Source organism: Massilioclostridium coli (genome assembly GCF_900095865.1).
GTDB lineage: Bacteria > Bacillota > Clostridia > Oscillospirales > Ruminococcaceae > Massilioclostridium > Massilioclostridium facile.
This window is the reverse complement of the sequence record NZ_FMIZ01000007.1, coordinates 993812-1015895: the sequence shown is the minus strand read 5'-3', so window position 1 is coordinate 1015895 and position 22084 is coordinate 993812. Positions and strand designations below refer to the sequence as shown.

Below are 22084 nucleotides of genomic sequence, written 5' to 3'. Positions count from 1 at the left end.
AAAAAAGTTCGGAATGGTTTGCCATTAGAACGCCCGGTTTATGGGAAAAAGCATATAGAACATCAACCAATGGCAAATCGCTCGCATGTCGGTATTTGAAGGAACCTAAGAGGTAATGAAATGATATTGTTTCGCACTCCTTGCGAGGTGCTAAGCCGGTAAAAGAACCTTCTAGTACTTACCACAATCCACCACTAAATTGGTAGATTTGCCGAGACTCCTTTATTCCGCCGGGAATAAAAAAATGCAAGCAACCTGTTCCCGCATCGTTTGGCTTTTAAGGTACTAGGCTCCCCTTGTTTTCGCTTTTTCAAAGACAAGGGCTTTATGAAGGTGTATACTGTGGTATCGAGAAAATCGATTGTTCCCCTATCCAAGTGTATAAAATAATAATACATCTGTACACCTTCCATACGGTTCCAATTATTTTGATTTCTGCTGTTTCAAAAGGATTCCGCATACAATGACCGCAACCAAAAACAGCAGGATCAAGTACCACAAGTTTTCTAACCGGAATCCATTATCCTGCATTAAGAGGTTTCCCCAAGTAGCGGGAAAGAGTTTTCCAATTACCTGAAAAGCTTTTGGCAGCAGTTCCATCGGAAACATAATACCCGAAAGCAGAATGGATGGCAAAAACACAAGCTGTGAAACCATCGTCAGCTTTGCTTGGCTTTTTACAACTAAGCCCAAAACACTTCCAATACTCAGTGATACAGCCATATAGAGGGCAAGCGCAAGGAAAAACAGCGGAGGGTTTACTGGCAAAGACGCCTGAAACAAGATGGGAGCCAACAAAAATAGGATGATACACAACATCATTAAATGAAGAAATGCGGAGACAAACATTGTGGCTAAGCCTAAACATATGGGCACTCCATTTGCTTTGTACATCTTTTTTATGTCACTGCCATAGGTTTCGGCTAAAGAGGGAGGCAATCCGATCAAAGCACCCATAGACACCCCCATTACAATCATTGCCGGTATCAGTGTATGTTTCATTTCCGGCATGATAGAGGTAAAAACGCCACCCATAAGTAGAAAAAAGAGGAGCGGAACAAGATAACAGGTGACCAATAACGATTTACTTCTGATATCCAGTTTCCATTGTAACGCTACGCTATACAAAAAATTTTTCATTTCTCCGACCTCCTTGCCATTTCTAAAAAGTGCTGTTCCAAGGTACCCCTATCCACCTTAATATCCAATACCTCAATCCCTTTTTGTTTTAACTCGTCCAATAGGGAGAGCAGGCTGTCTTCGATATTATCAGTTTCAAATGTATTACTTCCCTGCTGGGTTTTGATATGAATCCAGTATTTTTTTCCGATTTTGTCTGTTAGTTCTGAAGGTGTTCCGCAAAACACAATCTTTCCATCATTTAAAATCGCGATCCGGTCGCACAGTGTTTCCACTTCCGCCATATCATGGCTTGCCAAAACAATTGTTTTTCCCTGCGATTTTAGTTTTCGGATTTGAGTATGCAGCGATAATCTACCCTCAACATCAAGTCCTGCTGTTGGCTCGTCAAGAAAAATAATATCTGGACTACTGATCAGGGCAAGGGCCAGGTGCAGCCGCCTTTTCTGGCCTGTGGATAGCTGTATATATTGCTTTTTCTCGATTTCCTGAATTCCCAGTGACTGAAGTATAGCGATATCAACCTTAGCTTTATTCCATCTGGCAAATAGTTTGATGGCTTCCATGGGTTTGATATGGGCTGGCAGGGAGGATGACTGTAACTGAATACCCATTTTTCCATTTACGATAACCATTCCACTGTCATACTTCCTCAATCCCTCCATACATTCAAGGGCTGTAGTTTTTCCCGCCCCATTCACACCGAGCAGGGAAAACACCTCTCCTTGCGCAATTTGAAAATCAAGCCCTTTGAGGACCATATGTTCACCATAGCTTTTTGTTAATCCATGAACTTGAATGGCATCAATCATGTTTCTACCCCCTCAAATGGATTAACACCAAGCCTGGAAAAATAGATTTCCAAAGCTGGTTCCAAATAGGCATTTAGTTTTTTCTGTTTTTCTTCCCATTCATTTGTGGTATTATTTAACTTTCCAAATTCTATCAGTTTTGGCAGCATACTCATATCACCTTCTGTAAACTCCATAATTAAATCCCAATACACTTTGGTAAGGGTCTGGCATTTTTCATTTTCAGGTGGGATATTGTCTTTTTGGAGCTGTATGATTTCATCACTGATACGGTTAAACCTCTCTATAAAAGCAAAGCCACTTTCCTGGTCAAAGCGTGTGCGGATATAGTCCAGCATATCATCATCAAAATATTTAATCAAAAAGTAAAACTCGTTATTCATTTGCAAGTTAACGATAATATCCGCATATTTTTTGAAATTCACTGTTTGCATTTGTAGCACTTCTGTCCGTAATTGCTCTATTGCTGCCAAAGAAGCGGATAGTTGCTCTATTTTTTGGCGGATATCATCTGCCTGCTTACTAAGCGCGTTCGCGACATCAGAGGGAGTATCCAAAGAGATTAGCTGTTGTTTGATATCTGCAAGGGAAAAACCTAATGATTTTAAGGATAAAATCTGATGCAGTGTAATTAAATCCTTATCGGTATAAAGCCTACGCCCGCCTTCGCTCTCTGCGGATGGAGAAAGTAGCCCCTGTTTATCGTAATATTGTAGGGTACGGACTGTAACCCCCATTTTCTTTGCCACTTCACCAACTGTCATATATCCTTCTGGTATTGATTTCGATTGTTTCATCATTATTCCACCTCCTATATTGATTATAAATCATTACGTTGCGTCACAAGCAATACCTTTTTGAAAAAATTATTATATATTAACAATCTTTCTTCACTTTTGCAGGTAGCTTAGGTAAGCGATTTAAGAGTTTACTAAAAAATGATAGTTTGTTTCACTAAACATGCTCGAAGCCATCGTTTTTTTGTGATGGTTTATAACAAAAGCGGCAGAGAAAAATCCTCTACCGCTTCCTAATATAAAAATTCTGACATAGCTACCATTTGATTGTAATTACGATTTTTGTTTGATAAGGAATGTTTGCTGGCCGATTTCCAAGAATTCTAACCAAACATCAATTCCACCAGAAATACCAGGTAGTAGATTTGGATAAACTATCCGCTAAAGAGCCGATATTCCCCTCTTCTACAGGACATTGGTCGATAATGTCCGGACAGAAGGCGTATTGCTCTAAAGCAAGCTGTAAAGCTTTTTCTCGTGGAACTGGGGTCGAAAGAGAAAATTCCAATACATCGTGGGTAATTACTGCTGGAACTGCCCCATATTCATGATACCAGTATTTAGCAATTGCAATCATCTTCAATGGAGATGGGCAATCATTCCAACCTCCAAAAGGAATCCAGGCAAACACTTCCCAAGGATTTTTTACTGGAATTTTTGCCAAGGTAACTGGAACTGTCATTTTGGTGTTAAAATCCCAGTATCCATAAAATACGCTAATAGCATCTCCACCAATCATTGGGCCTTTAATTTTAGCATCCCAATCCAATCCATGCTGTTCGGTTTCTTCTTTTCTTATTTTCAATAGATAATCCAGTAGCTGTTTTCCATCGGGCAATGGAGAACTCAAAATTCGTTTCCGGTAAGCTGCTACCCTTCCTGGATGAAATCGAGCTGAGATCCGTTTATTTTCTGGATCTGAATTCATAAAAAGATTTTCCCATAAAAGATCATCTTCTGAGGTAACTAACATTGGGGTAAATCCCTGCTGTTTTCCTTCTACAGACGCTTTATAAAACGTTTCCATTAATGGGTCATCATCTAACATTGGCTGAAAAAGCTGGCAAGGACAATTGAAATAATCGGACATTTCTGTACTTAGTAAATCTTTTTTTGGGTTTGTATTCATTGATGTTCCTCCTTGATCCAGGCTGCTAACGCTCTGGTAGGAATCCGCTTATAGGGGGAATCCAAATAAAATTGCTATAAAATTAAAAAGCCTATCCTTCCGGTATGCCCAACAATCCATAAGGATAGGTTTTAAAAAAGCAGGAAACAAACTTTTATAGGCTCCTTTTTTCCTTAAAAATCAATTTCCCACATGACCTATTTCTATATTATACCATAAGTTATCACTTTTTACAATATATGATAAATAAATTATTTGTTTTCGGGCAGTATGTTCACATAAAATACGAAAAATGGCTAATGCAAGTTTTTTAGAATGATACTATTCAAACAGTTTATTTAAATCAATTGAAAAACCAATTTTTTTTAATTGTTTTAGTACATCCAATTGCCAGTTTCCCGTATTAGTATTCACAATGTCTTGTAAATCAGGCGGAAGTTCCAATAAGCCACTGGATAATAACAAAGTTTTATCTTTTCCAAGCTTTCCAGTTAAATACCCCGCCCCAAATAGAACAGATTGCCCTGCACGAGAGTGAAATTCTTTTTCCTCATTTGGTTTTCCAGTATCATCTTCGGAAAACAAGACAATGCTTGCGATAATATCCTGGTTTGCCTGTACCTGTTCCATCATGGTATACCCTTGGGTTAACATAATTGGTTGTATATTTTGTTTCTCCAACAATTTGATTACTACATCTTTAAACTGGCTATTACGACCATGAAGCAAAAATACTTTATTGCTGAATTGTTTTGGTTCTACATGGGCAGGTTTTTCCGCTATTGTCCCCCCTAATTTTTGAAGGTAATTTTCAAATTCAATTTTTGTTTGTTCCAATCCTTCTATACAATCCGCAGAAGCACTGGAAAAATCCCAAGATTTTGGGGTGAAATTTCGTTTATGGAACTGGGTGTACTCTGAGCTAAATTCACCATATTGTTTTGAAAGGAAATTTAATACTTTACTGTGCCAGGCATTAAAAGCCGGATGTTGGAATGTGACATTTTTTTCAATTAATTCATCAATTTCCTGATATAAATGTTCCAATTTATCTTTATTATTCATAATTACCACTCCTCAATCCACTGTTTCCAAATTCTATTATAATCAAAAAACGTAAATTTGTCGAATCCATTTTATCATCTTACAGAGTTCACAGAAAAAATGGTAATTTTTTGTAAATTCAGAGCATGGACAAAACTTTCTTACATGATTATAATAAATAATTAGAATCTATTAGAGGAGGACCAGTATGAAATTTAGAAATCCGCTTTTGGTAGTATCCAACCTGGAACAATCAAAATCCTTTTATTCAAAAGTATTGGGGTTGCACGTTACTGTTAATTTCGGCCAAAATGTTACATTGACAGGAGGCATATGCCTGCAAACGAAAAAGAGTTGGCTGGAAATAATCGAGCATCCAGAAGAGGAATTATATTTTGGAGGAAAAAATACAGAACTCTATTTTGAGGAAGATAATTTTGACCAATTTATTGAAATGTTAGAGGATTTGCCAGAAATCCAATACGTCCATCCAGTAAAAGAGCATCCATGGGGACAACGGGTTGTCCGCTTTTATGACCCAGATATGAATATAATTGAAGTTGGTGAAAACATGAAAATAGTTTGCCAACGGTTTTTAAGTCAGGGATTGACCATAGAACAGGTGGCAAAACGGATGGATGTCCCTGAGCAATATATAAAATCCTATTGCTATTAAGAAAATCCTCTTTTTAATAAAAAGTGAATGTGAAACAAAAAAATCGTATCCTCAATAGGATACGATTTTTTTGTATTTAGTAGTGTCCATTTTATTAAGAATACGAAATGTCACTATCATAATGTGATAATGCAAACTGTTTTTGCCAATTGTGTTTTCCATAAATTGTTCTATCAAACGGTTTTATGTATTCAAGAAACGAACCCTCAAAAAGATATATTGTTGTAATAAAAAGGCAGTCAAAACAAATGTTTTCCTTACCAAAAATTACAATATTTAAATTTTTTATAGTTTTTATTTGCTGTATAGGCCGTAAAGTGTTTTGTGTTTACAATAAATTTCTTAAAAATATTTTTTATATATGTAAAGTAAATTACTTTACTTGCTATAAAGAAAATATGATATTTTCTTAATTTTTAAAGATATTTGTCTTGAAAATATCTTTATATCTTGTAAAGTAAGTAACTTTACAAGATATAAACCGCTTATTATTTTCTAAATATGGAATAAAAACATCTCTTATTCTAAAAGTTATCTATTTCAAATAGTTTTATTCCTCGAACCTCTTGCACACACTATGTTTTATCAAAATATTGTGTAAAACACAGGTCTCCCCTATTGTGAAAGAGGAGACCTGTGTTAAATTAATGAGGGCTTTCTTCTAAAATATTGGTTATTTCTGTTTTGGTAATAACTCCACAAGCTTCCATTCGCTTTAGAACCTGACGTAATCGCTGCTCTGCTAGTTCTGGATTATCACTTGGAGAATATGCGGAAGGCGCATTGGGGATACCTGCCAGCATAGCTGATTCATAGGGGGTTAGTTCTTTTGGTGATTTTCCAAAATACTTTTGGGCAGCGTCATAAATTCCGTAACAGCCGTTTCCAAAATAAATGGTATTAACATATAGCGATAGTATTTCTTTTTTGGTATAGTTCCTTTCCAAATCAAACGCTACAAAAATCTCAGCAAATTTTCGCTCTAACTTTTTTTCCTGGGTAAAATACAGATTTTTTGCTAGTTGCTGGGTGATGGTACTTCCCCCTTCCGCAAAAGACAGGGTTTTTATATCATTCCAAGCTGCTCTGCAAATCGCAATTGGATCCACACCATGGTGTTGTTGGAACCGATGGTCTTCCACCGCAACAACCGCATGGATATAAAATTCTGGAAGTTCCTCATAGGGAGTGTAATGCTGTTTGGATTCAATCCCCTCTACAAGCTGAGATAAAGGATTATCTTTGATTACCCCTTGATACAAAAAATATCCTTTTGCACCATAAATAATCCCTATCGCCAACACAATACAAAGAAAGATCGACCCAATTCCAAGAATCCATTTTATTAATTTTTTCATCAGGGATAAAGCACTCCTCCCATTTAAAATCTTCAATTACTCCCGTTGCAGATGCCGTAGAATGAAATCCGCTAACATCCAAATGGATACTACTAGAAATAATAAAACCGCAATTGGAATGGCTATTACAGCAATGACTGCTAGGGAAAACCATACAGTAACAGTTTGTAGACATTTTTTTGATTTTATACCGAAACGATGAAAATATTGATTATTCTTTCTAATAATATGGTTTGCTGTTTGCATACCAGCAGCCTCCTTCCAATTTTACACAATCCTTAGGTTTGGTACTCCACATTTAGTTCTATTGAACCACTAAAATCCTCATAATCTACCATGATGTAATTCCCTCCGCCAGTAAAACTGAAAGTGGTATGGAAACTTCCATCCGCTTCTGGCGTTAGGATTGTGACCTCTGTCCCCATCCGTATCCTGATTTGTGCAGTGCCAGCCATTGGTTGGATGTTACCTGATACCGATACTGTACGACTTTGGATGGAGGTCCCGCCAAAAACTACATCTTTGCCGGTTTGATGGTCACATAGGGCAGTATATTTTCCAGTATAATCGTCCCGTCTGTTCCGTTCCCCGATTAAATCTCGATCCCTAGTAAGTTGGTGCCTGCCAATATCTGAGATAAAATTATTAAAATTGTTTAATACCGTATCCTTGATCCGTTCACGGTCCTCTGTGTGGAATACACATCCACACAGGCTGACCGAAATCAGGAGACTAAGGATAATTAATACCAGCCGTTTCATGCCGCTTCCTTCTTCCTGTTACTTACAATGCTGTAATAAGATTTTGAAGTTACCAAATATACAATAATGTAGAACAAAGCAAACAATAAATAACTTCCGATGGTAATGCCAATCAATAAACCAGTATTTGTTAAGCTAAACAAAACCAGCATTTTCTTAATTAGTGGGAACGCAAACGCCGTATGCACTCCAGCTGCGATCAAAGGCAAGAAAAATACAGTCAATACCTGAGAATTAATACTTTTTTTGATTTCTTTTTTGGTCATACCGACCTTTTGTAAGATTTCAAACCTGCCTTGGTCTTCGTAACCTTCTGTCACCTGTTTGTAGTACATGATTAAAACAGCACCAAGGATAAATACAATCCCCAGAAGGACTCCTAAGAAAAACATTCCACCATACAAGGCGTAAAATCCTGACCGTTCCGCAGCAATGCCTTCTGAAATAACTTTTGGAAACTGGTTATCTTCCTGCTGCATTTGAGCAATTTTCCGATCAATTTGGTTTTGAATTTCTATCTGGGTATGGTCATCACAATCCAGATTAAAACCGTAGTAGTCTTTGCAAGCAGAAGCTATTTCATCTCCATAAATGGAATATTGTGCATTATAAATGCCAATCATCGTATCTTTTGGTACAAACAAGTAAATAGAAGATGTTATCATCATCGCATCGTCCCCATTTCCTACAAATTCTGGCACTGTTTGCTTGATTGTTACGGTGCCAAAGTTTTCAAGAGAAATGGTATCATAGGGATAATCTGATTTTGTTGCAAACAAAAGTGCTTCATTTTCCCTTAATATTTCATTGGTTCCCATAAGCCTGTTATAGTCATCAATTGGAACCACATAAATTTGGCGTACATTTTCAATAGAGGACATTAATTGCATGGTATCTATTTTGCTTTGGTCAAAAATCACCTGATCCTCCTGGAAAAAGCCACCTACAGATAAATACTGATAATGTAACTGATCTTGTTCCTCTTGGTTATTTTGTTGTAATACTTGGCCAATTGTGTTGTGAATATCGTCAATGTAATGCCCCTCCATTGTGGTAGTTTCCACCACAATATCCCGAGGATAACGGGAGTGCAGGCTGTCTTCCGCTCCAATGTACAGGCAGGCTGTGGATGAAATAATCACTAGTACCATAGTGGACAGAATACAGATAGAAGCCAAACCTGCCCCATTCCGTTTCATACGGTATACCATGGAGGAAACCGAAACGAAATGGTTTGTTTTATAATAATAGCGTTTATTTTTCTGTAATAACTTGCACAGCGCAACAGAACCTGCAATGAATAGGAGATAGGTTGCTATAATTACCATAATAACCGCTACAAAAAACCACATCAACGCAGAAATTGGATCTTGGATAGACAAAGCCAGATAGTAGGCAGCTGCTAAAAGAATAACTCCTAAAAAAGCAACTATCCAGTTTGCTTTTGGCGGTTTTTCTCCTACATTATCACTACGCAATAATTGGATTGGATTAGAGAGATGGATTTGCCGCAGAGAATTTAATAAAATCAAAAAGAAAATTCCAGCAAATACAATGAGTGTTACCCAAATTGATTGAAAACTGACGGTAAATGAAAAACTAATGTCCCCATCTAACATTTGGGTCATAATCAATTCCCCAACCTTGGAGAACAGGATACCACAAATCAGTCCACCAATTATGGAAATCACCGCGATAATAATGGATTCCCATATTAAAATACGAGCCAAATTCCTTTTCCCCATCCCTAGGATGTTATACAGCCCGAATTCTTTTTTTCTTCGGCGGATTAAAAAAGAGTTGGTGTAAAACAGAAAAATCAACGAGAACACACCAATAACGCCGCAACCCATTGAAAGGATGGATTGCATGACATCTCCACCCCGCATGTTGTACAATACCTGGCTGGATGTTAAAAATAGGATAATGTAAAACATCATAACCATTCCAATACAGGTTAAAATGTAAGGAAGATAGGTCTTTTTATTTTTTGCAATGCCGGTAAAGGCAAGTTTGGGGTAAAATCCTAATTTCATTATTGATCACCGCCTGTTGCCAAAAGTGTTAAGGTATCCGAAATTTTTTGGTATAGCTGTTGGTCGGTACTATTTCCACGGTAAATTTGATGGAAAACTTCTCCGTCCTTGATAAATAATACCCTTTGGGCATGGCTCGCCGCTTTGACCGAGTGGGTTACCATCAGAATGGTTTGACCATCCCTGTTAATATTGGAGAATAGCTCCAACAATTCATCAGTGGATTTGGAATCCAAAGCGCCGGTTGGTTCATCGGCAAGAATGAGCCTTGGATTGGTAATCAACGCCCTAGCAACTGCTGCACGCTGTTTTTGACCACCAGAAACTTCGTATGGATATTTGGATAATAACGGTGTAATTCCCAGCTTTTCCGCAATAGGAGTGAGTTTCTGCTTCATTTCCTGAAAATTTTTCCCCGCAAGTACTAATGGTAAAAAGATATTATCTTGAAGGGAAAAAGTATCTAGAAGATTAAAATCCTGGAATACAAACCCCAGGTTATCCCGGCGAAAGTTAGCAATTTCGGAATCTTTAATTTTGGATAAATCCTTTCCATCCAATAGAACACTTCCTCCAGTTGGCTTATCTAGGGCTGCTAAAATATTTAAAAGGGTGGTTTTACCAGAACCGGACTCTCCCATGATAGCAACATATTCCCCTTTTTCAACACTGAAATTTACACTCCGGAGAGCTTGAACTTGATTTCCTCCAAAACGTGTTGTATAGATTTTTTTCAGATTATTTACTTCTAATATTGGCATAATCATGAACCTCCATCTCGTATATGAACTTTACAACCCTATTATAACCGAACAGGGAAATGTACTGCCATCGAATCAGCTTACATTTCCCTGTTCTCACCTTACAAATTTGTAAGATTATGATTTCTTATTTGACACAAACATTGGAGTTAAAACAATAACATTACACAAGAAAAGCTATTTCTTATTTATCGTAATAAAGCATATTTACAGGCCTTTTATGTGATTCATATCTGTGTCATTCTACTTCTAAATTGGCACTATTCAGATGAATCCGTACTACCGTTCCACTATCTAAATCAGAAGAAAGCTCAATCCGATGCCCTAAATTTTCACAGATACGCCGGCAGAGGTATAGCCCAATACCGCTAGCTTTTTTGTCACTCCTGCCATTGTAGCCGGTATACCCTTTTTCAAATACCCGGGGCAGGTCTTCCGGGGCGATGCCAATACCAGTATCTCGGATACATAATATTTTGGGCTGTTCCAGTTCTATCGTGATTTGACCTCCTGATTTGGTGTATTTTAAAGCGTTGGATAATAACTGTTCTATCACAAACAACAGCCATTTTTCATCCGTCAACACGTTACAGCCCAAAGCATTGTACCGCAGGGTAATCTTTTTCCGGATAAACTGGGTGGCAAATTTTCTGACAGCCTGTTTTACCATCTGATCCAAATCGTATTCTCGTATGACATAATCAGTAGAACTGGAATCTAGGCGGAGATAGCACAATACCATCTCCACATATTGTTCAATCCGAATTAAATCATCCGATAATTCCCTACTCAGGTCGGTATCCTGGCTTTGCAGGTTCAGTCTCATGGAAGCAATCGGCGTTTTGATTTGGTGTGCCCATATGGTATAGTATTCCACCAGATCTGTATATTTGTTGTTCATCTGATCCGACAGTTCCTGCCTTTGCTGGTAAAGGGTATAGATGATTTCTTGATAATCCTGTTCCAATAATTGTTTGGTTGAAGGAAGATGTTCTTTGGTAACATTAATCTGTTCACATACCTTTTTTAGCTGATGATGTTTCCGATAAAACCGCTGGAAATCCAGTATCATCGCAATCATCCCCACAAAGGCGCAAACTGCCACACCATAGCCCACGGCGGATACAGGCAGGCGGTAAAGGAAAAACACAACTGCGAAAATGACGCCAAAGCTGATGAATACTACAATTGACTTTTTGTGGTAGTTAAAATATTGGAGTAGCAATTTCATGTTTTATCATCCTTCTGTTGGTTCAATCAAATATCCCATCCCAACCTTAGTGGCAATAAACTGTATCAGCCCTGCTGCATCTAACTTTTTCCGCAGCCGATTTACATTGACACTCAGGGTGTTTTCATCCACAAAGCTGTCGCTTTCCCAAAGGCGTTCCATTAATTTTTCCCGGCTAACAACCTTACCTTTCTGTTCCATCAAGGTTTGTAGGATTTTAAACTCGTTTTTGGTCAGGTCAATGCGGGTCCCCTGATATGTGAGGGTGGCGTCCGCTGTGTTTAACATGGCTCCTCGGTGCTCCAAAACAGGAACCTGCCCGCTATAATCGTAGGTCCGGCGCAGAACTGCCTGAATTTTTGCCATCAGCACCGATTGGTCAAACGGCTTGGGGATAAAATCATCTCCGCCCATATTGATTGCCATAATTAAGTTCATATTATCCGAAGCAGAGGAAAGGAACACAATGGGGATTTTGGATGCTTTGCGAATCTCGCTACACCAATGGTATCCATTAAAAAATGGAAGGGAAATATCCATCAGTACCAAATGAGGATCATAGGCAGAAAATTCTGCCAAGACATTCCGAAAATCCTCCACACATTTTGCTTCCAATCCCCAAGAAGAAATTTGTTGCTGGACAGCAGAGGCAATCCCCCTATCATCCTCTACAATTAAAATCCGGTACATGGTTACACCCCTTTTGTAAAATTTCATTCTCCTATCCCACCGTTATGACAGGTTAGTAGTACCTGCTAATAAATCAAAAGATAGAGATGTTTATCATTCCATCACATAAAATAGAACATTTTTCATAAGCTGCGTAAATTGGATTTTTCTAACATATACTGGATAAAACCAGAACAACCATTTTCTAGTAACATTCAGCATTGTGCTGTTTAAACTACATCCACTTGTCAGCCGATAGATTGCTGTTTCTATTATAACAATATAACTGCTTGGTTATCAGTGTAGTGTTACCAAAAGGTTTTAACTTATGATATAACTGAACTTATTATACCTTAGGAACTGAAAAATAGCAATAAAACCATTTATGAAGAAATCCTTTCAAAATTAGCAAAATAAATTTAATAGAGATAAATCAGCTTTTTGGAACCAGTTTAGAATGATTGCCATAAGATAAAGAAAAAGGAGGTTTTTTTATGGAATATAGTACCTATCAGAGTATTACTGGAATTATTCAAAATATCAGCACGGAAAATTCCTGCTGTACTTGGATGGTTTCCGTACGGAATGGCTCAGATACTGTAAACTTTATTGTAACGGGTGACACTAAAATTATAGATAACACAAGATTGCGGAGGGGGATGCGTATCACTGCTTTTTATGATGCCAACCTGCCGGCGCCCGCTATTTTTCCACCCCAATTTCAAGCCGAGTTGATTGTGCCATTGCGGAACAACCAACAGGTGACCTTAAAATATTTTGACGCTAATCTGGTAGCTGAGGATAATTCCTTAAAGCTGAACCTAAGCCCTTTGACCAATGTGGTGACTGAAAATGGCCAGCGATACCGCTGTGCGCCAGGTAATGCGGAAATGTTGGTTTATTATACTTCTACCACTTTTAGTATACCACCGCAAACCACCCCACAAAAAATTATTGTCATGTGTCCAACCGAATAAGGAATATCCCCCTCTGGTAAAAAATACTAGAGGGGGATATTCTTGCTAGCCAACTTTTTATTGCATCCACTATAGTTTTTATATGTTATCTTTATTTCCCGCTAAACACTGGAAAAAAGCTGAATTCACCATAATCGCTGATTTGTTCTATGACAGCTAATTGCTCCATATCCTGGTCTGAAATGGTAAAATCCAACTGAGCATTTTCCAGCATATGAGCTGGATTTGCTGTCTTTGGTAACGGCAAGGTACCCAACTGTAAATCGTAACGAATACAGAGCTGTGCTACAGTTACCTGATATTTTTTCGCGATTTCCGCAATTTTTGGATGGTTGAGGATTTCCCCATGAGCAACAGGAGAATATGCCTCCACAAGGATTTTTCTGCTCTGACAGTAAGAAATGAGGTTTTTTGGTGTATTGCTGATATGCACCAGTAACTGGTTTACCATAGGGGAAACCGTACAGGAGAAAAGGATATTTTCTAGATCCTGTTCTTTAAAATTAGAAACACCGATTGCCCGAAGTTTCCCTGCTTTGTAAGCATCCTCTAACGCACGCCATGCTTGACAGTTGCCTTCCGCATAATCTCCACCGCGGAAATCCGCCCATGGCTGTGGACTGTGGATTAACATCATATCAATGTAGTCCAGCCCCATCAATTTCAATGAACCATCAATCGCCTTTACCGCAGCGTCGTAGGATTTGATTTCCGCTGCCAGTTTGGTGGTAACAAACAATTGTTCACGGGTAACACCGCAAGTACGGATTCCCTCCCCGACACCACGTTCATTTTCATATGCCTGGGCAGTGTCAATGTGGCGATATCCTATCTTTACTGCTTCACAAACCGCTTGAGGTGCTTTGCTATCTTCGATAAACCATGTACCCAATCCCAATTTTGGTATTTCTGCTCCGTTAGAAAGGGAATATTTTTCTTGTAAAACCATTTGTAATGAACTCCTTTTTGTCTATTTCAGTTTGCTGTATTCTTCTGGGGAAACTGGTTCTAGCCATTCGTTGGAACTACCTTCTGCTGGTACTTCTATTGCTAAATGCTGGAACCAGCTATCCGGTGCCGCTCCATGCCAGTGTTTTATTTCTGGAGGGATGTTGACCACATCACCAGGTTTCAACTCCTGAGCAGGTTTTCCCCATTCTTGATAGTACCCTCGACCCCCAGTTACCAGTAGAATTTGCCCGCCTTTATGGTGGATGTGCCAATTGTTTCGGCAACCTGGTTCAAAAGTGACATTCCCAATACCAACCCCCTGAGTAGTAAGCATATTTAAATAGCTCTGACCAATAAAATATTGGGTAAAAGCATCGTTTTTTTCGCCAACCGGAAAGACCGCCCCTTCCCCTAATTCTTTTTTAATATCCATTTCAAAAACCTCCTATTTCATTGATTGTTTTTATTGTATCACTTAGAGCAAACTCCAAGTCAAGCAATTTTTTTGAAAAAATTGCAATTGAATCTGTTTTTGTTGCAACAATAGAAAATAAATGAAATGATAAGGCGGTTTTCAAAAATTGGATGACGAAGCTTTTCATACTACCCTGATGTCACAAGGTCCTACTTTTGCTTTCGTGGGATAATCTTGTGAATTAATGAAGGAAAAATGCCACCGTAAGCCTGATTCCGACGTTATGAGATGTAAGTCAACCAGCTAAAACAGGACATTCTGCATCTAAATAGATAAAACTAAACATCTTTAAAAGATATATTATATCCTTTTGGCTAGAATTACAGCTTCACCGGCATACATGATTCATCATCATGTTTTGTTTGAACCAATTCAATAGCTTCTTTTCCAGAGATATGTTCTATAGAAATTTCCACCATACAGAGCTGTTGGTATTCCCGTTCTATCTCTTGTTTTCTTCCCTTTTCATCATTTGGACAATACCGTTTTGCCAACAATTCTATAGCATTCCTTTTTTCGGATTCTTCCTCTATTATTCGGGCTATACCAAAAACAATAACGCTTCGGAAATAGGTAGTATATTCTTCTGGGACAACTTTATCTTGACCAATAACACAAAAAGATACTTTTGGATTTTTTGTAATAGCATCCAGTTTATGGCCCGTTTTAGCACAGTGAAAATACAATTTGGAATCCTGATATACATAACTGAGTGGTACAGCATATGGATAGCTATCGTCTCCAGATACAGCCAATACCCCTGAACTGCCGCAGCACAAAATGGAAATACTTTCTTCCAAAGATAATTCTTGATTTTTTCGGCGCATAGTACGAAACATAACAAATCCCTTTCTTCACTAAAATAAATAATTTCGACCAAAAAATTTTTGCCATTTCTTCTCTTAGTTGAGTGAATGGCTTTCTTAACAAAAAACCGGTATGATTAAATCACACCGGTAAAATAAAATTCAACTAAAATCAAGAATGGCAATGACCACCACAGCTATGATGTTCCCCACAATGATGGTCTCCTTCATGATGGGAGCTACAGCTTGCTTCAGGATTGAACATCAATTTGCCTGCAAGATAATCGTTTACTGCCTGGTCAGCATTTCCCTGCACACCTCCGAATAGTTGGATACCTGCCTGTGCTAATGCGTTTTTAGCTCCCGCACCAATTCCACCGCAAATTAACACATTTACATTGTACATTTGAAGGAATCCAGCCAAAGCACCATGCCCACTGCCATTGGTATCTACTACTTCTGCACGGATTACTTCCCCATTTTCTGTTTCATAGATTTTAAATTGGGCTGAATGTCCAAAATGTTGGAATACATTTCCGTTTTCGTAAGTAACTGCAATTTTCATTGTAATCTTTCCTTTCATATAATTTGATTTAATAATAGTAAGCTTGATAGTTTTTTAAACGGGTATTATTTATACACAATAAAAAATCATGTTTCATTTTGTTATTGGAATTTCAATTGTTTATAATACCTTTCATCACCTGATTTCTACTCCAAATCATTTGGATTACTATATATCTCCTAATTGGTCACTGCTTTTTACAACAATGGCAACAACGGCAATTCTGGTTACTTCCATCACAAAGAAGATATTCGCCTCCTTCAATCCGAAGTTCTCGTCCTTGCATCAGGCAAATTGCTAGTTTTTTACGTGCTTCTGCATAAATCGCTTGAACTGTTGCCCTTGCTACATCCATTTGTTCAGCGGATTGCTGCTGGCTTAATCCTTCCAAATCAATGAGACGTATTGTTTCAAACTCATCCAATGTCATAATAACAGGAGGCTGCTTTTTTAAGGAACCATCTAATACTCCAAAACGCCGACATCCTGGTAAAGCACAAATCCTTCTTCGTTTACAAGGTCTAGGCACGAATTTTTCCTCCCATCTATTTATAACATATGCCAGAAATATATTTTTATTATAACGCTATTTCTGGCATATGTCAACTATTATATGTCAATTGATTGGAGCAAAATTACTATATTTTTGCGTTAATTTCTTTTCAGATATCCTATAAATTATTTATTTTTTATATCAATATATGTGGAACCCTATGCCTACTAAACTATTTGCTATAAAAGACAATCCTCTATTTTAGTGGTTGGAATACTTCTCATTGCATCAAAGAAGAAGCCCTTCGTTTGAATTTAATTCCTACCTACATAGCGAGAGATTTGATAATGTATATTGTCTATTTTTCATGTGTTAATGAAAAAACGGTATAGCATATGCTATACCGTTTTTGACTGTATTATAAATTCAAATTATTTTCTTTTGCGAGAAATCAGCAATGCTGTTCCTGCTAATGTGATTACTGCCAATCCTGCGATTGGAGCAACATCCCCTGTTTTTGCTGCGTTTGCTTTGGCTGTAGTGGATTCCTGTCCGGTCTGAACAACATCTTCTGTTGGAGTTTCAGCAGAGGTTCCATCTACTGCTACCAGGTTATCCATTGCAGTTTGTACATTTGTTACTGCTACATCTACTTCATCTTGAGTTGCGTTTTCATCCGCCATCACTTCGTTCGCTTTTGCTACTGCTGCTTGTAGTGCTCCATAGCTTTTCGCTGTGTAGGCGTTAGCATCTTTGCCGTTTGCTTCGGCGATCACTTGTTGCAGAATGGTTTTATCTGCTTTCAACCTCAAGTTGAGCATCGCATTTAACAGGTTGTCAGCCACGATATTGATTTCTGCCTGCATAGCATCACCATCTTCATATACTGCTACTGCTGCTTCCAATGCTGCGGTAAATTCTGGTTTTCCTGCTTCCACATATAAGTCAAGTTTAGCATTGATGCCATTAGCTACTTTAATCAAGGAAGTCAGAGAGGTTTTATCACCAGCTACAAAGCCAAGTTTGTGGATTTCATTTAGCAATGTCCGCCATACCACATCCACTTCTGCTTGGGTTGCTCCAGCGTTGGCTGCTACTGTTTTTGCATTTTCCAAAGCAGCATCAAAGGATTTCTGTACACTTTCAATCGCGTTGTCATATTCTCCACTGGCTTTGGCATTTTCCGCATAGGTAATCACTGCATTCAAAATGGATTTATCAACATTTTGTGGTTTTTCTATTAAGCCATCCACTGCCTGTTGCAGTGCTTCAACAGCATCATCTATCATCTGTTGGGTAGCAGATGTATTTTGTAGTACTTTATCTGCTTGTTCCAACGCCGCCTTCAATTGGTTTGCTGTTTCCTCAGTATAGATAGACAAGTCGATTAGCGAAGTTTCGTCAAACGCTTTTTGTAGCACACGTTTATCCACTGTGAGGAACTGTGGGTTTTCCACGCCGCAATCCACTGTGAGTTTAGCAAGCTGTGGCTCCCAAGCGTTTCCGGTCATTGGTTTAAACTGGATTTTAAAGAAACGCATCCCTTCCGGTATCTGATCAAATTGATAGGTAATACGTACCCAGGAAGTATTTCCTTCCCTGGTAGCATCCTGAATTTCCAATGGAACATAAGTACTATTATCGGAAGAAACAGAGAACGCAAAGTCATTCTTCCAATCTGAGTTTTTGCCAGTAAATGTTACTAGATTAATAGATTTGATGTCATCGGATAAATAGTAAACAATTTCTTTTTCAGAAAGAGATGTACGGCAAATACGGGTACCATCCCCAAAGAAATATTTATCTGTGTTGGCAGTATCAAAACGCAAGCCAGTAGAATCGGTAAACATACTGTTATAATCACCAAATTCATCAACAACATAAGTATGTTTGTCTTCTTCCCCTGGTTTTCCAATTGGTTCAGGGGCAGCATATTTAGAGGTAAAGGAGTATCTGCCAGAACCTACGCTGTAAACAGCAAAGCCATTATTCATCCGCAGGAAGCTTACTCCTTCTGCCTTATCAGCCGCAATGCCACTTTCAAAAACAGTGTTTTGGTCCGCTGTGGGTACATAAACAGTTGCTGTTGTATTGGCTGGAATCTCTATATTCAAAGAAAATGTTCCATCCTCTGTTCTGCTCCAAGCAGATGATAGCTTGCCACGTACAGTATGTAAACTAGCTTGTGCGTTTGTTAAATCGCCTACCACATATGGTTTGATAACACTGGTGGAGAAGCCTGCGCCTTCATAGTTAATACCGGCAATTGTTTTATAAAACCAATCGTCGATGGTAGCGAACATGTGATGATCACGGGAACGTGTTCCCTCTGTCCAGCATTCCCACATTGAGGTTGCTCCTTTGGATAGCCAGTAACCAAAGCCTGGGTATTCTTCTGTGTTTACTATATTATAGGCAATATCTCCGTACCCTGCCTCGGTCAACTCCGCAAAGACATATTTAATACCAAAGATTCCACTTTCCATTTTGGAACTTCTACTGCTAAACTCGTAAACAACATGTGGGATCACTTCTTCTGGTACCATACCCAGCGCCAGTGGCAACGCCTGTGCGGTTTGATAGAAAGTTCCCCCTTTGTTCAAACAATAGAACCCTTGTTCTTCATCGTAAAATTTATTGTTAAACGCCTCTTTGATGGTTTCCGCTTCCTGTGTATAGTAATCGATATCATCGGTATAGCCAAGGACTTCCGCTGATTTGGCGATGATATCAGCCATATAGTATACATATGCAGTAGCGGTTATTGGGGTAATGCGGTTGCCAGAAACATTGGCATGGTCTCCCCACATACTATCCGCGATATTGTCTTTCATCAGGCTTCTTTGGTAGCTAAATACGGTTTTCATCGTTTGATAATTGTCGGCCAAAGTACGTTTGTTCCCTGAAATTTGATAATTCTGCCAAGGAACAAGACAGATAGCGGCACTCCATTCCGGAGCATTGTCTTTTGTTTCGTTCCACATTGGGGCAGTTTGTTCCATATATCCGTTTTCTTTGGATTGGTCACGGATATCATTCGCCCATTTTTCATAATAACGGACCATGTCAAAGTTATACATGCCCATTTCCTGTGTTAAATGGCCATCACCTAGATATCCCAGGTTTTCATAAACAGGTGTATCCGAAGGATAACTGTGCAGGTTGTTTAACAAGGTGGCTTTCCCAATTTCGTGGATTTTGTTAAACATCTCGTTGGAACTGGAAAATTCGCCGGTTTCTTCTAAATCCGCGTTAATCACCTTTCCGGTAATGCTATCAAGGGTTGGAACACCAGGATAACCGGATACCTGGATGTACTGGTACCCTTTATAGGTAAAGCGTGGCTGCCAGGTTTCCTCTTCCCCGCCTTTTAAGATGTAATAATCGGACGATGCCTGTTTGACAAATCCGTCAACATCCCAATCGTTAACTAAATCTTTTCGGTTCAAAGTTCCTTCTTCTGTGAGCGTTTCCCCATATTGGATGGTAACCATATCACCAGCGTTTCCCTGTACATTTAGTTCTGCCCAACCGGTGACAACACGCCCCATATCAAACACGTAAACGCCTTCTTTTGGATTGGTCATGCTGACAGGATGTACCTCGTCAACCACTTTGTTCGCATCAGCAGCTTGTGGTTCCACCGTTCCAGTGGGAGCTTCCATTAAAACAGCCTGTTCCCATTGGGAATCATCAAATCCAGGCTTATCCCAATCTGGGATTTCCAGGCGAGCATCATATACTTCTCCATAATATGGCTCATCGAAAATGGTGGCGCTGTCATGTGTTTTCCAGGATTCATCCGATACAACCTGCATGGTTTCGCCGTTTTCAAATTCAATACACAGTTTCATCCGCAATTTGGGCTGATCTGCCCAAGGCGCTTTGGACCAACCGTTGGTCTGCCAGTTCATTCCATTGCCGATTGTCCCATAATATCCCCTACCTAGGGTGACGCCAATCGTATTTTCAGATGCAAGCAATTGATCAGTTACATCATAGGTGGTATAAAAATAGCGCTGGTTATACCGAGTAACCAATGGGTCAATCATATTATCTCCAACGCGTTCCCCATTAAGTGTTAGTTCATAGTAACCAAGCCCAGTGATATAAGCCCTGGCTGACTTCACTTTTTTATCCTGAACAGAAAATTCTTTACGCAACATTGGGGCTGCATCAAACACTTTGCTGTTGTCATCTTCAATTTGAGGTAGATTGACTTGTTTCTTCCAAGGGTCAACCCCATAAGTTAAAACTTGATCTGGTATTTCCCAGCTGGAATCGTCATAGGTAGGAAGCATCCAACCTTCCTCTGGGGTTAAACTGGATTTCCAGCTTTCGTCTGTTACAAATATGTCGTTTGTTCCATCGTTATAACGGATAATAACTTTTGCGATAAAACCTGCATATCCTTTCGAGGCATTGGTGATTTCAGCCGAAATTTGATTTTGTCCTGCAGTAAAAAGATTAGTAATATCTACAGCGTCGCCTTTACGCCAAGCATTGGCTCCTTCTATAGCAGCAGCCTGTGTCCCGTTGACATAAACGGTTCCATAATCGTCGCCGCTGAACGCCAACAATACCTTTTGGACTGATTTTTCCGTATTTGGAGCAATCGTTTTGCGGAAATACCTAGTTTCTCCAGGAACATATTTATAATCTGTCCCGTTTAAAACCCATATCCAATTGGATTCTTCAAGATTGAGCGATTCAGGAGATGCAACAGAGGAGGCTTTTCCAATCCAATCAGCGTCCTTCCATTGTTCTTCTGTCAGACCGGTTTCCCAACTGGCTTGTTCACTCCAATCGGACACCGCATTATCTTTATCCCATACACGAACATTCCAGGTATATTTTTGCATAGGAGAAAGTTCTTCGCCCTCATACTCAATACCAGTAGTTTCATTTGATTCTACCTTACCACTGTCCCAAACAATATCCCCGCTTTCATCGGCTACTTTTATTTGGTATGCAGACTGCACCTGAGCCCTAGCCTGGGAATCCACTTCCCAACTTAAAGTAGGGGCATCCATATCAATTCCCATTGGATTGGTTTGATACTCTGTTTTTAAATGAACGGCACTGATCGCCGCAGCATGATCCCCATCAATCGCAAACACTGGTATAGCACCTTGAATTGCGATACCAGCCGCTAGCGTCAGAGAAATCAACACTTTTGTAATTCTTCTTTTCAAAAAAATTCCTCCTTTACTTTTTAGACGGCGTATGAAAAATTAGTTAACCTCACTCCTTTCCAATTAAAACTTTTTATGATTACAGAATGGAATCATTAATAACTTGAATTAAAACCTACAATTTTTGAAAACAAGTTATTTTAAATAATATATTGTATTATTTAATTAAATTTATATATATTATAACATATTGATTGTAATAATACAT

Annotated in this window: 20 protein-coding genes; 2 read left to right on the top strand and 18 right to left on the bottom strand. The window is 38.8% G+C overall.

The genetic code is table 11. The annotated features are described in order from the left end of the window. Nucleotides 1-423: 423 nt before the first annotated feature. The 5 genes from BQ2683_RS09805 to BQ2683_RS09785 form a co-directional block, all read right to left on the bottom strand. Nucleotides 424-1140 carry an ABC transporter permease gene (locus BQ2683_RS09805; protein WP_069988856.1) on the bottom strand — a complete coding sequence of 239 codons (717 nt, stop codon included), beginning with the start codon at nucleotides 1138-1140 and terminating at the stop codon, nucleotides 424-426. Beyond that, the gene (locus BQ2683_RS09800; RefSeq protein WP_069988854.1) at nucleotides 1137-1952 is read right to left on the bottom strand and encodes an ABC transporter ATP-binding protein; all 816 of its coding nucleotides are present in this window, start codon (nucleotides 1950-1952) and stop codon (nucleotides 1137-1139) included. Before BQ2683_RS09800 ends, BQ2683_RS09805 begins: the two co-directional genes overlap by 4 nt. Next, complete coding sequence (locus BQ2683_RS09795; RefSeq protein WP_069988852.1) at nucleotides 1949-2752, bottom strand: MerR family transcriptional regulator; 804 nt, start codon at nucleotides 2750-2752, stop codon at nucleotides 1949-1951. Before BQ2683_RS09795 ends, BQ2683_RS09800 begins: the two co-directional genes overlap by 4 nt. 331 nt (nucleotides 2753-3083) lie before the next feature. After that, entirely contained in the window at nucleotides 3084-3878 is a 795-nt protein-coding gene (locus tag BQ2683_RS09790; RefSeq protein ID WP_069988851.1) for a DUF4253 domain-containing protein, read from the bottom strand. A gap of 321 nt (nucleotides 3879-4199) precedes the next feature. Beyond that, nucleotides 4200-4943 (bottom strand): TIR domain-containing protein, encoded by a 744-nt coding sequence (locus BQ2683_RS09785; RefSeq protein ID WP_069988849.1) that lies wholly within the window; start codon nucleotides 4941-4943, stop codon nucleotides 4200-4202. 187 nt (nucleotides 4944-5130) lie between these two features. On the opposite strand from BQ2683_RS09785, the gene BQ2683_RS09780 reads away from it, so the two are divergent. Further along, nucleotides 5131-5598: a VOC family protein gene (locus tag BQ2683_RS09780; protein WP_069988846.1), complete on the top strand. Its 468-nt coding sequence runs from the start codon at nucleotides 5131-5133 to the stop codon at nucleotides 5596-5598. 644 nt (nucleotides 5599-6242) lie between these two features. Here BQ2683_RS09780 and BQ2683_RS09775 read toward each other — a convergent pair. The 7 genes from BQ2683_RS09775 to BQ2683_RS09745 all read right to left on the bottom strand — a co-directional run bounded on the left by BQ2683_RS09775 (nucleotide 6243) and on the right by BQ2683_RS09745 (nucleotide 12435). Then, nucleotides 6243-6956, bottom strand: a complete 714-nt coding sequence (locus BQ2683_RS09775; protein WP_069988845.1) for a transglycosylase domain-containing protein — start codon at nucleotides 6954-6956, stop codon at nucleotides 6243-6245. Nucleotides 6957-6992: 36 nt separating this feature from the next. Next, complete coding sequence (locus BQ2683_RS09770; RefSeq protein ID WP_069988843.1) at nucleotides 6993-7202, bottom strand: hypothetical protein; 210 nt, start codon at nucleotides 7200-7202, stop codon at nucleotides 6993-6995. Between the two features lie 32 nt (nucleotides 7203-7234). Next, nucleotides 7235-7717 (bottom strand): hypothetical protein, encoded by a 483-nt coding sequence (locus BQ2683_RS09765; protein ID WP_069988841.1) that lies wholly within the window; start codon nucleotides 7715-7717, stop codon nucleotides 7235-7237. Beyond that, nucleotides 7714-9753: an FtsX-like permease family protein gene (locus BQ2683_RS09760; RefSeq protein WP_069988839.1), complete on the bottom strand. Its 2040-nt coding sequence runs from the start codon at nucleotides 9751-9753 to the stop codon at nucleotides 7714-7716. The genes BQ2683_RS09765 and BQ2683_RS09760 overlap by 4 nt, the downstream gene beginning before the upstream one ends. Continuing rightward, a complete protein-coding gene (locus BQ2683_RS09755) occupies nucleotides 9753-10514 on the bottom strand; it encodes an ABC transporter ATP-binding protein (RefSeq protein WP_069988837.1) in 762 nt (253 codons plus the stop codon). Before BQ2683_RS09755 ends, BQ2683_RS09760 begins: the two co-directional genes overlap by 1 nt. Nucleotides 10515-10752: 238 nt before the next feature. Further along, nucleotides 10753-11745, bottom strand: coding sequence for a sensor histidine kinase (locus tag BQ2683_RS09750; RefSeq protein ID WP_069988835.1), 993 nt, complete (start codon nucleotides 11743-11745; stop codon nucleotides 10753-10755). A gap of 6 nt (nucleotides 11746-11751) precedes the next feature. After that, entirely contained in the window at nucleotides 11752-12435 is a 684-nt protein-coding gene (locus BQ2683_RS09745) for a response regulator transcription factor (protein WP_069988834.1), read from the bottom strand. A gap of 473 nt (nucleotides 12436-12908) precedes the next feature. Here BQ2683_RS09745 and BQ2683_RS09740 point away from each other — a divergent pair, with 473 nt between their 5' ends. Beyond that, nucleotides 12909-13391 carry a hypothetical protein gene (locus BQ2683_RS09740; protein ID WP_069988832.1) on the top strand — a complete coding sequence of 161 codons (483 nt, stop codon included), beginning with the start codon at nucleotides 12909-12911 and terminating at the stop codon, nucleotides 13389-13391. 91 nt (nucleotides 13392-13482) lie between these two features. Here the strand turns inward: BQ2683_RS09740 and BQ2683_RS09735 are convergent, their stop codons facing one another. The 6 genes from BQ2683_RS09735 to BQ2683_RS09710 all read right to left on the bottom strand — a co-directional run bounded on the left by BQ2683_RS09735 (nucleotide 13483) and on the right by BQ2683_RS09710 (nucleotide 21876). Further along, nucleotides 13483-14340, bottom strand: coding sequence for an aldo/keto reductase (locus BQ2683_RS09735; protein ID WP_069988830.1), 858 nt, complete (start codon nucleotides 14338-14340; stop codon nucleotides 13483-13485). 21 nt (nucleotides 14341-14361) lie between these two features. Beyond that, nucleotides 14362-14775 carry a cupin domain-containing protein gene (locus BQ2683_RS09730; RefSeq protein WP_069988828.1) on the bottom strand — a complete coding sequence of 138 codons (414 nt, stop codon included), beginning with the start codon at nucleotides 14773-14775 and terminating at the stop codon, nucleotides 14362-14364. 362 nt (nucleotides 14776-15137) lie between these two features. Continuing rightward, nucleotides 15138-15656, bottom strand: coding sequence for a pyridoxamine 5'-phosphate oxidase family protein (locus tag BQ2683_RS09725; RefSeq protein ID WP_069988826.1), 519 nt, complete (start codon nucleotides 15654-15656; stop codon nucleotides 15138-15140). Nucleotides 15657-15795: 139 nt separating this feature from the next. After that, nucleotides 15796-16188 (bottom strand): NifB/NifX family molybdenum-iron cluster-binding protein, encoded by a 393-nt coding sequence (locus tag BQ2683_RS09720; RefSeq protein ID WP_069988824.1) that lies wholly within the window; start codon nucleotides 16186-16188, stop codon nucleotides 15796-15798. A 187-nt stretch (nucleotides 16189-16375) separates the two neighbouring features. After that, the gene (locus BQ2683_RS09715; RefSeq protein ID WP_069988822.1) at nucleotides 16376-16717 is read right to left on the bottom strand and encodes a DUF134 domain-containing protein; all 342 of its coding nucleotides are present in this window, start codon (nucleotides 16715-16717) and stop codon (nucleotides 16376-16378) included. Nucleotides 16718-17112: 395 nt separating this feature from the next. Next, nucleotides 17113-21876: a family 78 glycoside hydrolase catalytic domain gene (locus BQ2683_RS09710; protein ID WP_069988818.1), complete on the bottom strand. Its 4764-nt coding sequence runs from the start codon at nucleotides 21874-21876 to the stop codon at nucleotides 17113-17115. Nucleotides 21877-22084: the final 208 nt, after the last annotated feature.

What these genes read in the sequence shown, in the direction of transcription:
- BQ2683_RS09735 (WP_069988830.1), bottom strand. Translation starts at nt 14,340, where the DNA reads ATGGTTTTACAAGAAAAATATTCCCTTTCTAACGGAGCAGAAATACCA.
- BQ2683_RS09805 (WP_069988856.1), bottom strand. Translation starts at nt 1,140, where the DNA reads ATGAAAAATTTTTTGTATAGCGTAGCGTTACAATGGAAACTGGATATC.
- BQ2683_RS09730 (WP_069988828.1), bottom strand. Translation starts at nt 14,775, where the DNA reads ATGGATATTAAAAAAGAATTAGGGGAAGGGGCGGTCTTTCCGGTTGGC.
- BQ2683_RS09765 (WP_069988841.1), bottom strand. Translation starts at nt 7,717, where the DNA reads ATGAAACGGCTGGTATTAATTATCCTTAGTCTCCTGATTTCGGTCAGC.
- BQ2683_RS09775 (WP_069988845.1), bottom strand. Translation starts at nt 6,956, where the DNA reads ATGAAAAAATTAATAAAATGGATTCTTGGAATTGGGTCGATCTTTCTT.
- BQ2683_RS09720 (WP_069988824.1), bottom strand. Translation starts at nt 16,188, where the DNA reads ATGAAAATTGCAGTTACTTACGAAAACGGAAATGTATTCCAACATTTT.
- BQ2683_RS09780 (WP_069988846.1), top strand. Translation starts at nt 5,131, where the DNA reads ATGAAATTTAGAAATCCGCTTTTGGTAGTATCCAACCTGGAACAATCA.
- BQ2683_RS09725 (WP_069988826.1), bottom strand. Translation starts at nt 15,656, where the DNA reads ATGTTTCGTACTATGCGCCGAAAAAATCAAGAATTATCTTTGGAAGAA.
- BQ2683_RS09740 (WP_069988832.1), top strand. Translation starts at nt 12,909, where the DNA reads ATGGAATATAGTACCTATCAGAGTATTACTGGAATTATTCAAAATATC.
- BQ2683_RS09795 (WP_069988852.1), bottom strand. Translation starts at nt 2,752, where the DNA reads ATGATGAAACAATCGAAATCAATACCAGAAGGATATATGACAGTTGGT.
- BQ2683_RS09750 (WP_069988835.1), bottom strand. Translation starts at nt 11,745, where the DNA reads ATGAAATTGCTACTCCAATATTTTAACTACCACAAAAAGTCAATTGTA.
- BQ2683_RS09770 (WP_069988843.1), bottom strand. Translation starts at nt 7,202, where the DNA reads ATGCAAACAGCAAACCATATTATTAGAAAGAATAATCAATATTTTCAT.
- BQ2683_RS09745 (WP_069988834.1), bottom strand. Translation starts at nt 12,435, where the DNA reads ATGTACCGGATTTTAATTGTAGAGGATGATAGGGGGATTGCCTCTGCT.
- BQ2683_RS09790 (WP_069988851.1), bottom strand. Translation starts at nt 3,878, where the DNA reads ATGAATACAAACCCAAAAAAAGATTTACTAAGTACAGAAATGTCCGAT.
- BQ2683_RS09785 (WP_069988849.1), bottom strand. Translation starts at nt 4,943, where the DNA reads ATGAATAATAAAGATAAATTGGAACATTTATATCAGGAAATTGATGAA.
- BQ2683_RS09755 (WP_069988837.1), bottom strand. Translation starts at nt 10,514, where the DNA reads ATGCCAATATTAGAAGTAAATAATCTGAAAAAAATCTATACAACACGT.
- BQ2683_RS09800 (WP_069988854.1), bottom strand. Translation starts at nt 1,952, where the DNA reads ATGATTGATGCCATTCAAGTTCATGGATTAACAAAAAGCTATGGTGAA.
- BQ2683_RS09760 (WP_069988839.1), bottom strand. Translation starts at nt 9,753, where the DNA reads ATGAAATTAGGATTTTACCCCAAACTTGCCTTTACCGGCATTGCAAAA.